A 12925-nucleotide genomic window follows, 5' to 3' on the forward strand; every position below is an offset into this window, starting at 1 on the left:
GGTATTGTAAAAAATTACAATTAAATTAGCGAGTTCAAGAAAGGCTTTATCATTAGTAGAACTTATTACTTTTTTTGAAAGGGGTATGTAGATGAGACAAATAATTGCTCTTGGCGGTGGCGGATTTTCAATGGAACCAGATAATCCATTATTAGATTTATATATATTAAAACAAGCAGATAAAGCTAAGCCGCGAATTTGCTTTATCTCTACTGCAAGTGGAGATTCCGATAATTATATATCAAGGTATTATAACTTTTTTAATCAACAAGATTGTAAACCTTCCCATTTGTCCTTATTTGAACCTCCAACAAGGGATCTCGAAGGCTTTATTTTAGAGAACGATATTATATATGTCGGTGGAGGAAATACTAAAAACCTTTTAGCATTGTGGAAGGAATGGAATGTAGACGATATATTAAAAAAAGCGTGGAATCAGGGCATTGTTTTAGCAGGGCTAAGTGCAGGTTCGATTTGCTGGTTTGAAGAAGGAGTTACTGATTCATATGGGGATGGGCTTGAACCAATAAAATGTTTGGGTTTTTTAAAGGGGAGCAATTGTCCGCATTACGATGGAGAAATTGAGAGAAGACCTGCATATCACAAACTTATTGAAGCAGGAAAAATACAACCAGGGGTTGCCGCAGATGATGGGGTTGCTATTCATTATAAGGAACAAGAAATTAGTAAAATAGTCAGTTCAAGACTTAACGCCAAGGCTTATCGTGTTTCTTACGAAAAGAAGGTTATAGAGACAGAGCTGCAAACGGAATTTTTAGGACCCTACCGAACTAATGGGTAATTTAGTTGAACAATCGGATGCGGTTATGGAGCAGCACGATTAGGAAATGCCTAACCTTTTTAAAAGTCTCATACCTAACAAAGACGAATAACTCCATTTTGATCAATCTTTTTTCAAAATGGAATTTTTGTTTTGCTATTAAGTAAGGATTGAACAGTATTTTTTATTAAACATTATTCAAAACAATAAAAGAAAAGAATGTACCTGACTGATAGAGGAGACGAAATCCTCCTGCTTGATGGTAGGATTTCATTGTTAATTATAGTAAAATAAAGGAGGGAGATGATAATAATGAATGCGTTTCAAATGCACTTAATTGAAAAGCAAGCCCTGAAGTTACTAAATAGTTTGTCTACCTCAAAGGATGAAAAGGTACTGGCGGCGGTGCGTGGCCTTATCGATACAACTCTAACTGAAGCAGAAGTGCCGCGTTTTATTATAGAAGATGTCCTGGCCTTGAAGGATCGCCAGCAGTTGGAGCCGTTTTTCAAGATGGTTAAGGAAAATGTACAGCCTTTCCCGGAAGTTTCTGAACAGGCGGTCAAGCGCCTATGGAAGAAAGAGAAAAAACTGAAGGCCCCCAAAGTGGCGAATCCGCATGTAACGTTTGTTGCGTGGGATGATACATCTACTCGTACACGCTTTTTCGTGTATGAGCAGGAAGGCGAGCTGACAGGAGTCAAAGGCGTCTTTTCAACAGAACAAATAAAAGGTGTATGTGCGCTTTGCCGCCAGCATCAAAGTGTCTCTCTTTTCACAACGAAGGAAAAGGGAGAAGCTGAAGGAACTTATAAAAAGTACAGCCAGTATATTTGTAAAGATATCGAAAAGTGCGAGCAGGGCATCGATTCACAGGAAAAATTATTTAGCTTTATGGAAACGGTTAAACCACGGTCATAAAGCAGAGCGCGTCTCAATCATGAGGCGCGTTTTTTGTTGAGAAGGTTGGATTCGCCGGTATCGATCAAAAAATCGCCGGTATCTAGTTCAGACAGCATAAATAAAACCCCCGCGGAACAGTTAGCCGCGAGGGAAATTAATTATGCATTCACTTTTTCAACAGGTGCATATGCATAGAGAATGGCACCAAGTCGTTTGATACCTTCTTCGATCACATCAGGTGTTGAGTTTGTATAGTTAAGGCGCAATGTATTGACGTTTTCCGGGTGCGTATAGAATGGGTCGCCTGGAACGAATGCGACTTTTGCCTCCATTGCTGCATGGAATACATCAAGTGCAGAGACACCTTCCTGAAGTGTGACCCAAATAAACATACCGCCACCCGGCTTCGTATACTTCACAGTCGGAGGGAAGTATTTGGCTATTGCATTCAGCATCGCATCGGATTGTGCCCGGTATAAATTAATAATATTTTCAACATGCTCTTTGTACTCATTATTTGCAAGGTACTCATAGATAACGTATTGGGAGAAAATGTTTGTATGCAGATCTGTCGCCTGTTTTGCAGTCTCAATATGGCCAAGCAGCTCTTTGTTTTTCGTCACGATCCAGCCAAGACGCATCCCCGGTGTAACCGTTTTGGAGAAGGAGCCTAGCAGGATTGAGTTCTCAAGACGACCACCGCCAATATACGGCAATGTTTCTCCGCGGAAACGAAGCTCTCCATACGGATCATCCTCGATCAATGCCACATCATATTTCTTTACCACATCATAGATTGCTTCGCGCTTTTCAGCGGAATACGTGATACCCGTCGGATTTTGGAAATTCGGCACAGTGTAAATGAATTTTACATTCGGATTTTGCAGCTGCTGTTCAAGCTCTGCAACATTCAAGCCATCATCCTCGAGCGTTACGGAATAAAAGCTTGGCTCTGCTAATGTAAATGCCTGGATTGCTCCAAGATAACCGGGTGCCTCCATGATGATACCATCGCCTTTATTGATCAGCACCTTTCCGATTAGTTCTAATGCCTGTTGAGACCCCGTCGTAATGAATACTTCATCAGGTTGAATATCCAGTCCGTGGGTCTTTTTGTATTTCGCGGCAATGAATTCGCGCAGCGGCAGATAACCTTGTGTCGTTGAATATTGGAATAGCTTTGTTCCATGTACATCAATCGAGTTATTAATTGCCTCTCGCAGCTTCTCTGTCGGGAAAGAAATTGGGTTCGGAAGACCTCCCGCAAAGGAAATGACATCAGGCTCTCCTGTTACCTTTAAAATATTGCGGATGAATGAAGATGGCGTTTTTAAAATCTTATCAGAGTACTGCATAAAGTATCGTTCCTTTTCCTATATAAGTGTGAGGCAGGACAACTATGAAGCCAGTCCCCCATGCCGTGATTCAGTATTACTAGATAATATCAGATAATTCGAACAAATAAAACTCCTAATCCCAAAGATTCCTGAAAGAAAGTAAGACAAAGAGCTTTTTTTTACGTAAAGACGCAGATATGAAGAAGTTTCCAGAAATAATGTACATAAAAAAGAAACCTATTAATCACCAAATATCTGAAAAGTCTGACATATTTGTAAGGTATCAAATTTTGATTGTTCTGTCAATTGGTGATTTGTTTGTGTTTTGATTAAGATATGATATATTACTAGTTGTAATCAGGATAAGGCATGAAAGCCAATAAATGCTGACGAATCCTCTAATAAGGCAGGATCGTCTTTTACTTTTATTACTAAAGGGGAATTATAAGAATATGTGTGGTTTTATCGGTTATGTTAATGGCACTAATCCACTTAATCATAAAGAAACAATTGAGAATATGATGAATACAATTATCCACCGCGGTCCAGATAGCGGCGGAATTCATTCTGACGAGAAGGTAACGCTGGGCTTCCGTCGATTGAGCATCATCGACTTGACAGAAGGTGCCAACCAGCCGCTTTATAATGAAGCAGGGGATACTGTTCTAATATTCAATGGAGAAATCTACAATTTTATGACGCTTCGTTCAGAATTGGAAGCTAAAGGATACCAATTTAAAACGAATTCAGATAGTGAAGTATTATTGCACGGTTATGCAGAGTACGGCTTTGAGCTTGTTCACAAGCTTCGTGGTATGTTTGCTTTCTGTATTTGGGACAAAAAAAATGATCTGCAATTTATTGCACGTGACGGTTTTGGGATTAAACCGCTTTACTATACAGAAAATACAACAGACGGCACAATCATCTTCGGTTCGGAGATTAAATCGTTCCTTCCGCATCCATCCTTTATTAAAGAACTAAATAAAGATGCACTTCGTCCTTATTTAACATTCCAATATTCTGCAATGGATGAGACTTTCTTCAAAGGGGTATACAAGCTTCCAGCAGGACATTTTATGGTGATTAAAAACCAAAAAATAGAAAAAACAGAAAGATATTGGGACAAAAAGTTCAGTGCGTCCAAAGGATCAATAGAAGAAACAATTGCGAACATCCGCGAAACAGTGGCCGAATCTGTAAAAGCCCACCAAATTTCAGATGTTAAGGTTGGTTCCTTCCTATCCGGTGGAATTGATTCAAGCTATATCGCGGCATTATTAAAGCCGGATAAAAGCTTCTCAGTTGGTTTCTCGGACTACGAGGCGATGTTCAACGAAACAAATCACGCCAAAGATTTATCAGATATCCTTGGGATTCAAAATGAACGCAAATATGTATCGGCGGAAGAGTGCTTTGACGCACTGCCAACAATTCAGTGGCATATGGATGAGCCGCAGTCTAATCCCTCTTCTGTACCATTATATTTCCTTTCAGAGCTAGCAAGAAAGGATGTAACAGTTGTTCTTTCAGGTGAAGGAGCAGATGAAATTTTCGGCGGTTATGAATGGTACAAGCCGTCAGCGAAAATGCAAAAATATGAGAGCATTCCATTAGGTCTGCGTAAAGCGATTGCCGGGCTTGCGGGTGCATTGCCGAAAAATGCCTATACAAACTTCCTGAAAAAAGGCGGGCAAACAGTCGAGGAACGCTTTATTGGTGAAGCGGTCGTTTGGGATGAAAAAGATGCATATAATGTGCTGAAGCCTGAATACCGAAAAGGGCCTTCCGTGCATGATATTACAAAACGCATTTACGCTGAAGTACCTGGTGAAGACGATGTAACGAAAATGCAATATCTTGACCTTAACTTATGGCTGCCGGGCGATATTTTACTAAAGGCTGATAAAATGAGTATGGCGCATTCGATCGAGCTTCGTGTTCCATTCCTGGATAAAGAAGTAATGGAAATGGCGAAAAAAATTCCGACGGAGCACCGTGTGAATGAAGCAGATACAAAATATGCTCTTCGTCAAGCAGCACTTGAGGAGCTGCCAGAAGAGTGGGCGAAGCGTAAAAAGCTTGGTTTCCCTGTACCGATTCGTCACTGGCTGCGTGAAGAACGTTATTATAATCTTGTAAAAGAGGCGTTTACAGCGGACTATGCGGGGGAATTCTTTAATAAAGAACAACTTGTCTCTTACCTGGATGCCCACTACAAAGGTGAGCATAACTATGCACGTTATATTTGGACAGTATACGTGTTCCTAGTATGGTATAAATGCTTCTTCATTGAAGATACTAATTGGACTAAATTGAAGGGAACGAGACAAAATGCGATGGCGTCTCATTCTGATTTGTAGTTTCAGTCTTTTGTTATTAGCTTGTCAGGAAGATCATACCCAAGGAAAGACCAGTGGGGCAGAACTTGTCGTCATGCCGGTAGAGTATTACAGCGGCGCGGCGATTAATAATGTCATGATAGAAGTATATGATGAGGCCGGTGAGCGTATCGGGGCCGAATTAAGCTATGAGGGAGAAGCGGTTTTTTCGGAGGTGCAATCCGATAAAACATACTTCATACGAGTCGGTCCGGAAGAACATATAGAGGATGAGGCATGGGGCACTGAAAAAACCATTGTCTTTGATGCCTCCAATCCTTATGTTGTCATTGAAACAAATGCAGTGGACCATGAGCAGGCATTAGCTGTCCCGGTGCATATGCAAAAGCCCGAACTTCCGCATGGCTGTGAAATTACAGCGTTAACGTCTGTATTAGCCTATTATGGTGCCGAAGCTGACAAGATGACAATGGCAGACAGCTATTTGCCAAAGCAAGCATTCAAGCAGGAAGGTGACCGGAAAATTGGTCCCGACCCAAATGAATACTATGCCGGCGAGCCTAGCAGCCCACAAGGTACCTATTCATTTGCAGGCCCCATTGTACAGGCAGCAAGTGACTATATTGCCGAGCATGACATGGATCTTGCCGCAGAAAATAAAAGCGGCAGCTCTATTGAAGAAATCGAACAATATGTAGAGCTCGGTATTCCAGTCATCAGCTGGGTGACGCTTGATTTATCAGAGCCGCGCAAAAGAGGCGGCTGGTACATTGCTGGTACAGATACATTCCATGAAATGTATACTAACCTTCATGCGGTCGTTATTGTAGATATAACAGATGAGAGCGTTGAAGTGATGGACCCGTTAAAGGGTATCGTGCAATTGAATAAGGAACAGTTTTTCGCCAGCTATAAAGCGTTAGGCGAACAGGCTGTAGCTGTTTACTAGAAGCCGCCATATTTGGCGGCTTCAGCCTGTTGACAAACGCTTTCATTCATCGTTGCTTGCCTCGATCGTCCGCTCATGAACTTAAGTTCTATTTGCGTCTTCGCTCGTCGGCGCGCCTTGTCTGGCAAGCGTTTTCAAGACAGACTGGGTAAACCTTTATTTTAAAAACCTATCTGAAAAAACGTGAAGACAAAGTCGAAAAACGACTTTGTCTTCACTCTGAAGCCGCCATATTTGGCGGCTTTTTTTATGTGGAATATTTTATGTTATAATTTTTTTGTAACGGACAAGGAGGGAAAGGTATGTTATTGCCACAGCAAATTACAGCTGCATTTGAAAAATTGAATGAAGAAGAAGCAAAAGCCCTGTTGGTAGAAATTTTTACTGCCCGTAATTACGGTAATCAGGAAATGATCATGACAATTAATGAAATAGTCGAACGGCTTGATATAGAGAAGCAGTAAGCGCCTCTTTATGAAGCGCTTTCGTCAGGCTCTTTCTGATTTTTTACCATTTGTTTTACATAGGCATAGATTGTAGGTAGAAGGACCACGGCTGAAATGAGTAATAAGGTGAACATGAGGTTATCTGCAACCCAAGGAATGTTTCCAAGGGCATAACCAGAGAAAAGCCATACACATGTCCACAAGAGAGCTCCAAACATATTGTAGCGTACAAATTTTTTATACGGATATTGGGTGAACCCCGATATAAAGGGAGTCATTGTCCGCATAAGCGGCACAAATCGGCTGAATGTCAAAGCGACTCTGTCATAGTCTTGTATAAAGGTCTTTGCTCTTGTCAAAATATCCGAAGGGATAAAACGGAACAATATTGACTTTTCTTCAGGGATATTACCAAGCAGTTTCCCAATCAAATAATTGTTGCTGTCTGCTAAGGTAGTAGCGATGAAGTAAAGGATGAAAAGTGTAACGATATCTAGTTTATCAAGTGCAGCTAAAGTTCCGCTGGCAAAAACGAGTGAATCACCAGGTAAAAAGGTGAGGACGACAAAGGCAGTCTTTGTAAAGACCACGGCAAATAGTAGAAAATAAATAGCAATGCCGAATTTCTTAATGTAAGAATACAATTCTGTATCAACCATTCTTAAAAATTCAAAAATTTCCGCAATTGACATGGGATACCCTCATCATAATATATTTCTTTTCCTCATTATAAGTTGGGAAGGAAATGAATTACAAATAAAAGTAATCAGTGAATGCAAGAAAGGGGAGAAAGATATGGCTGCGAGGAGACCAAAGTTAACTATTGAAAAAACGTTGCTAGAAAAGTTTGCGAATATACTGGGTACTGCTGGTATATTGATAATGGTATTGCTGGTTGCCCTTAATTGGGGCAGTCTGCCTGACATAGTACCCACCCATTTTAACGGGGCAGGCGAGGCAGACGGTTGGGGCTCTAAATTTACACTGCTCATTTTACCCGGCATCGCTATCCTTTCACATATTCTTTTAGAAATTGTAGAGAGGAAACCGCATACACATAATTATCCAGCACGTCTTACAGAAGAAAACGCTGTGCTATTTTATACAGAAAGTGTAAGAATAATCAATTTGACGAAAAACATTATTGCCATGATGTTTGCCTTTATTACTTACCATATGATGAGGGGCGCCATGAATGGTGCTGAACAGCTGAATATGGTAGGGTTAGCTATATTCATGATTCTTTTATTCGCCGTGATCATTATCGGCATGGTACGTATGGCAAGAATCAAATAGCCCGGGGGACACAGTACAAACAGAGTACTGTGTTTTTTTAGAGAAAGAAAGATGAAATGATACATGTCCATTACGAAAACTTATTGTATGATGGGAAGTGGAATCAAGCAATAAGGGAGAGAGAGTAATGAAAGCATATTTAGCAAATGGTCTATTTTCTATTGGCGACCGTTATGTAAATGAACAGATTGCCAAAGCATTGCGTGAGGCTATTGATGGTATTGCCCTATACGTGCCACAGGAAAATGACGCCATAAACGATAAATCGTCATATGCTGACAGTCTGGCAATTGCCGCGGCGGATTTGGCGCATCTACAGGCAAGTGATGTGCTGATTGCCGTAGTGGACGGAGTGGAAATCGATTCGGGAGTAGCGGCAGAAATTGGTGTCTTCTCAACATATAACCGGCCAATCATCGCTCTGTTTTCGGATGTTCGGCAGCAGGGACGTGACAATGAGAAAAAGATTCAGGCTCTTGTAGAAGACGGGTTGGAAAACCAGTTCATCTACCGTAATTTATTTGTAGTCGGCCTCATTAAGCAAAATGGGGTTATTGTAAATACAATCGAGCAATTGGTCGATGAAGTGGAGAAGTGCCTGCAAAAAATTTAAGAAATTCATACAAGAGAAAGGGTATTCCTATAAGCTTATTTATAGGGATATCCTTTTTCAATGCTATAAATAATTTTTCCAAATGATTCTAAAGTATTGCTTTTGATTGAAAATTCAGACCTTTTACCCTACAATGTATGGGAGAGTACAAAGGGGTGGTTATGTGAATATACGTAAAGGAACAAGAGAGGATGCAAATCTGCTATGGGAGCTAATGCAGGATGCTTTCTCAAAATACGAGGGAGAGGCGGTACCACCGACTGCCCTGCAGGAAACCCCTGACTTTATTCATCAGGAAATAGAGACTGGAGAACAATCATTCATTATTATGGATGGGGAGGGCACGCCAGTAGGCATGGTACGCTATCGAATAAACGACAATTATTTATCCTTTTTCCGTATGTCCATTAGGCGCAGGCATCAGGCAAAGGGGTATGCAAAGAAGTTGCTGATTGAGCTGGAGAAGGAGGCGCTCCGCAATCGGCTTTCATATATGAAATGCAGGATCCGTTCTGCTACGCTGCTTAACGTGCCTCTATACATAAATTTAGGCTACAGACAATGCGGAGAGGAACATTTGGAACGAAATGGAGTGCCTTTCACGATTGCTTTACTTGAAAAGCCGTTGCCGGTATGAATAGACAGGCTGGGGTGTGCTCTTGCATGACCTGGTCTTTCTTATTTTTTATAATGGAGAAAATGGAGGTGGTTACATGGAGAAGATTCAACAGCTGGCAGCATGGCTAAAACAATCAAAAAGGGCTGTTGTTTTGACAGGAGCGGGTATGTCGACCGAAAGCGGAGTACCGGATTTCCGTTCTAAGGACGGTTGGTGGCGCAATATTGATCCGGCAACAGTAGCGAATACACAGGCACTAGAACAGAATTATGATCTATTTCATGCCTTTTACTGTGCGCGTCTTGATGCGTTGAAGGGATGCAAGCCTCATGCAGGGCATTATACTTTAGCGGATTGGGAAAGAAGAGGTCTCATTGAGCGAGTAGCAACGCAAAATGTAGATGGTTTTCACCGGCAGGCGGGAAATGAAGCGGTAGATGAGCTTCATGGCAGTATCCATGCTGTCCGCTGCCAAAAGTGTGGGGCAGCAGCAGGAGAAGAGGATTTCTGCGAAAAGCGGCCATGCAGCCAATGTGGCGGTAAGCTGCGGCCAGGTATCGTGCTATTTGGAGAGGTACTGCCTGAAGAAGCTTGGAATCAAGCATTAGAGGCGATTCAGAAGGCTGATCTTGTCCTTGTGATCGGCACGAGCCTCCAAGTATACCCTGTTAACCAGCTCCCTCGTATGACAAGCGGCAAGCTCGTTTATATTAATCGGGAAGTAGAAGGTTTTGAACAGGACTTTGATTTGATAGTAGAAGGTTCTGCCAAAGATTTGTTACAGCAAATAGACATCATTTTGCGGGCTTAAAATAGTTGAGAAGTGCGTGAAGACTAAGGTCTTTGCGCATTTTTTATGAAAAGAATCAAAGAAATATCATTACCTGTATATGGTAAAATTAAACGATACAAGGAGGGGAACCGAATGAAAGCAAATAAAAAGGCCATAAGAAGAAATAATGGAGAAATTTATTATACTCATATTGAAACAGGTAGTAACAATATATGCTTTATGTTGTCAGGTACAGGATATACGTATGATAAACCGCTATTCTACTATGCTACGATGACTATGCTCCATCACAATGTGGATGTTGTCCATATCCACTATACGTATGACCAATCCGCGCTAAAAAGGCCGCTAGAAGACATCTCAACTATCATGATGGAGGATATTCATCCGGTGATCGAAGCAGTGCTTAGAGAAGGCCGATATAAGAAAAAGATTTTTCTAGGAAAGTCACTTGGGACTATTCCGATGACACATAGTTTGATGAAGAGAGAAGAGTTTGCAGCATCTACTATGATATTACTTACTCCTTTATTGAATTCTGGCACAATGACCGATGCTGTTTTGAATAGTACACATAAGGGGCTGCTCGTCATCGGAGATAAGGATATTCATTATAATAAAGAGCAAGTAGAACGCTTGAGTAAAACGAATCTACAGATAGAAGTCATACACGGAGCCAATCATTCCCTAGATATTGAAAGGAATGATACAGCAGGTTCTCTTTTGGTATTATCAAGAATAATGGAAAAGCTGGAGAAGATTGTTAAGGAAATGGCTGAATGAAGAACTGACATGTTGCGGAGAGACAAAAAATTCTATATAAAAAGCGCTGCTGGAATGCTCTAGCAGCGCCTTCTATTATTTATCTTTTAAATGCAATTTGCGTTCCAGCAGCTTTTGACGGTATTTATAAACACCATAGACCACTGCTAGAATGACAACAATGATGACGAATGGCTGCAGGTAATCTTTGAAAAGAGCTCCTGCCTGTTCCCAGTTCTCACCAAGTTTAACACCAAGATATACATAAAGTGCCGTAATTGGCAGCATCGCAGCAAATGTATACATAGAAAATTTCCAAACTGACATCTTCATCATCCCGCAAGGAATAGAGATGGCTGTGCGTACCACAGGCATGAAGCGTGCAAAGAATGCGACACCTGCTCCGTATTTAGCAAAGAATACGTCTGCTGCATTCAGCTGCTTTTCATTTACTAAAAAGTACTTACCGTATTTAACTGCAAGGGGTCGTCCACCATAGCGTCCAAGTGCGTACAGTGTAAGCGGACCAATTGTTCCACCGATTGTCCCGGCAAGCACCATAAGATAATAATTGTAATCTCCTTGGGAAATCCAGTAGCCGGCAAGCGGCAGTACTACTTCAGCAGGAATAAATTCAAAACAGAGGGCAAGGAGAACACCGAAATAGCCCAATCCTTTAAAAAACTCAATCATCGGCATAATGATTGCATCCAACAAATTAAATCAACTCCAAAACAGTATATTCATAATATCGACGCGTTTCTGTCCTAAAGGTTCATCATACCACGTCTTTTTTTGCTTGAATAGCCTTGTAACGGTTCTCCAGCCGTTCAAAACGTTCTCTATCAAAATCCTTCTGTCCCCGAAGGAATTTTTCCTTCAAATTAAAATAACAGATTTCAAAATATTCATCGTCGTGATGCCTTGAAAATGGATGATTAATCATATTGGTTTGTTCGATATCAGAAAAATAACAATTCATCTTATCAATCGTGCGAATGTTGATGTTTCTTGTGCGCATTTCCTGTAAAATAAAGCTTGTATAAGCAAAAAGATGTTCTTTTGGGTATTCATAGATGTAATTGATTAAAATATGACGATCCTCTTTTGCAAAGATGCTATTCAGCTCCCGCCATTGGGCCAACAGCTGGGATTTAGGGAGCAGATCAATCATTTCATGATGCCATAAGCGCATGTTTTACCTCCACCTGAAAGGAATTTTATGAATAAAAAATGGTCTTTATTGATAATTGTAATGGTTTTGATGTTTGTGATAAAGGGATTTAGTTCAACGACAATGATTGACAACAGTGCGACATGGATTTGGAACCCTTATTCCCTAAATAGCAAGGGGGATGCGTATATCACCTTTATGCAGGAACAGGGTGTCAAAAAGGTATTTGTACAAGTGGATGTTGAAGTGCCGAATGAAACGTATCGTATATTCTTTGAAAAGGCACAGGCAGCAAACATTGCGGTCTATGCGTTGGATGGCGGAAGAAACTGGGGCGAAGACAGCCGGCCCGCCGCAATATTCATGCAGTGGATCGAACAGTTCCAGCAGGAGACACCACTACTTACGGGTATACATATTGATGTAGAACCTTATTTACTCGAGAAATGGAATACAGATCGCCAGCAGGTGTTAAAGAACTATTTCGATGTGTTAGGTGCGCTGGGGCAGTTTACAACGGAGCAAAATCTATCCTTTGAGGTGGATATGCCGTTTTGGTTTGATACGATTCAATATGATAATGCGTACGGCAAAGGTCTTGTAAGTGAATGGGTAATTGACCTTGCAGACCAGGTAACGCTTATGGCTTATCGCAATCAAGCAGAAGGTGGAAATGGAATGATCGAGCTGGTAGAAACAGAATTGGCGTATGCACAGGAAAAAGGGAAGAAAGCAGCCATAGGTGTCGAAACGCTTCAATCAGATGAAGGTACCAATATAAGTTTCTATGGGATGACGAAGCATGTATTGAAACGTGAGACAGATAAAGTAATAAAGGCTTATACTCAAAATCCTGCATTTGATGGTATTGCTGTGCATTATTTAGATTCTTGGATGAATATGAAATAAA

At 41.0% G+C, this 12925-nt stretch carries 15 protein-coding genes; 11 read left to right on the forward strand and 4 right to left on the reverse strand.

The window, feature by feature from the left end; translation table 11 throughout:
* Positions 1 to 91 precede the first annotated feature (91 nt).
* Positions 92 to 802, forward strand: a complete 711-nt coding sequence (locus AA0Y26_RS06055) for a Type 1 glutamine amidotransferase-like domain-containing protein (protein WP_413366040.1) — start codon at positions 92 to 94, stop codon at positions 800 to 802.
* Positions 803 to 1093: 291 nt separating this feature from the next.
* On the forward strand, positions 1094 to 1702 hold the full coding sequence (locus AA0Y26_RS06060) for a FusB/FusC family EF-G-binding protein (protein ID WP_413366042.1): 609 nt from the start codon (positions 1094 to 1096) through the stop codon (positions 1700 to 1702).
* 140 nt (positions 1703 to 1842) lie between these two features.
* Here the strand turns inward: AA0Y26_RS06060 and AA0Y26_RS06065 are convergent, their stop codons facing one another.
* Complete coding sequence (locus AA0Y26_RS06065) at positions 1843 to 3039, reverse strand: PLP-dependent aminotransferase family protein (protein ID WP_413366044.1); 1197 nt, start codon at positions 3037 to 3039, stop codon at positions 1843 to 1845.
* Between the two features lie 434 nt (positions 3040 to 3473).
* Here AA0Y26_RS06065 and asnB point away from each other — a divergent pair, with 434 nt between their 5' ends.
* The 3 genes from asnB to AA0Y26_RS06080 all read left to right on the forward strand — a co-directional run bounded on the left by asnB (position 3474) and on the right by AA0Y26_RS06080 (position 6776).
* On the forward strand, positions 3474 to 5384 hold the full coding sequence (gene asnB / locus AA0Y26_RS06070; RefSeq protein WP_413366046.1) for an asparagine synthase (glutamine-hydrolyzing): 1911 nt from the start codon (positions 3474 to 3476) through the stop codon (positions 5382 to 5384).
* Between the two features lie 10 nt (positions 5385 to 5394).
* Entirely contained in the window at positions 5395 to 6312 is a 918-nt protein-coding gene (locus tag AA0Y26_RS06075; protein WP_413366048.1) for a C39 family peptidase, read from the forward strand.
* A 302-nt stretch (positions 6313 to 6614) separates the two neighbouring features.
* A complete protein-coding gene (locus AA0Y26_RS06080) occupies positions 6615 to 6776 on the forward strand; it encodes a hypothetical protein (RefSeq protein WP_413366050.1) in 162 nt (53 codons plus the stop codon).
* Between the two features lie 8 nt (positions 6777 to 6784).
* On the opposite strand, the gene AA0Y26_RS06085 is transcribed toward AA0Y26_RS06080, so the two are convergent.
* A complete protein-coding gene (locus AA0Y26_RS06085; RefSeq protein ID WP_413366052.1) occupies positions 6785 to 7450 on the reverse strand; it encodes a VTT domain-containing protein in 666 nt (221 codons plus the stop codon).
* Positions 7451 to 7553: 103 nt separating this feature from the next.
* Here AA0Y26_RS06085 and AA0Y26_RS06090 point away from each other — a divergent pair, with 103 nt between their 5' ends.
* The 5 genes from AA0Y26_RS06090 to AA0Y26_RS06110 all read left to right on the forward strand — a co-directional run bounded on the left by AA0Y26_RS06090 (position 7554) and on the right by AA0Y26_RS06110 (position 10862).
* Positions 7554 to 8054, forward strand: a complete 501-nt coding sequence (locus AA0Y26_RS06090; RefSeq protein WP_413366054.1) for a DUF1648 domain-containing protein — start codon at positions 7554 to 7556, stop codon at positions 8052 to 8054.
* A 127-nt stretch (positions 8055 to 8181) separates the two neighbouring features.
* On the forward strand, positions 8182 to 8667 hold the full coding sequence (locus AA0Y26_RS06095; RefSeq protein ID WP_413366056.1) for a nucleoside 2-deoxyribosyltransferase: 486 nt from the start codon (positions 8182 to 8184) through the stop codon (positions 8665 to 8667).
* Positions 8668 to 8830: 163 nt separating this feature from the next.
* The gene (locus AA0Y26_RS06100) at positions 8831 to 9304 is read left to right on the forward strand and encodes a GNAT family N-acetyltransferase (protein WP_413366057.1); all 474 of its coding nucleotides are present in this window, start codon (positions 8831 to 8833) and stop codon (positions 9302 to 9304) included.
* Between the two features lie 76 nt (positions 9305 to 9380).
* Entirely contained in the window at positions 9381 to 10097 is a 717-nt protein-coding gene (locus AA0Y26_RS06105; RefSeq protein ID WP_413366059.1) for an SIR2 family NAD-dependent protein deacylase, read from the forward strand.
* 114 nt (positions 10098 to 10211) lie between these two features.
* The gene (locus AA0Y26_RS06110) at positions 10212 to 10862 is read left to right on the forward strand and encodes an alpha/beta family hydrolase (RefSeq protein WP_413366061.1); all 651 of its coding nucleotides are present in this window, start codon (positions 10212 to 10214) and stop codon (positions 10860 to 10862) included.
* A 75-nt stretch (positions 10863 to 10937) separates the two neighbouring features.
* Here the strand turns inward: AA0Y26_RS06110 and AA0Y26_RS06115 are convergent, their stop codons facing one another.
* Positions 10938 to 11558, reverse strand: coding sequence for a DedA family protein (locus AA0Y26_RS06115; protein ID WP_413366063.1), 621 nt, complete (start codon positions 11556 to 11558; stop codon positions 10938 to 10940).
* 61 nt (positions 11559 to 11619) lie between these two features.
* The gene (locus AA0Y26_RS06120) at positions 11620 to 12036 is read right to left on the reverse strand and encodes a pyrimidine dimer DNA glycosylase/endonuclease V (protein ID WP_413366065.1); all 417 of its coding nucleotides are present in this window, start codon (positions 12034 to 12036) and stop codon (positions 11620 to 11622) included.
* A gap of 69 nt (positions 12037 to 12105) precedes the next feature.
* Between AA0Y26_RS06120 and AA0Y26_RS06125 the strand changes: the two genes are divergently transcribed.
* Entirely contained in the window at positions 12106 to 12924 is an 819-nt protein-coding gene (locus AA0Y26_RS06125; protein WP_413366067.1) for an amidase, read from the forward strand.
* Position 12925: the final 1 nt, after the last annotated feature.

The organism is Lysinibacillus canaveralius (assembly GCF_047301505.1).
Taxonomy (GTDB): Bacteria; Bacillota; Bacilli; order Bacillales_A; family Planococcaceae; genus Lysinibacillus_B.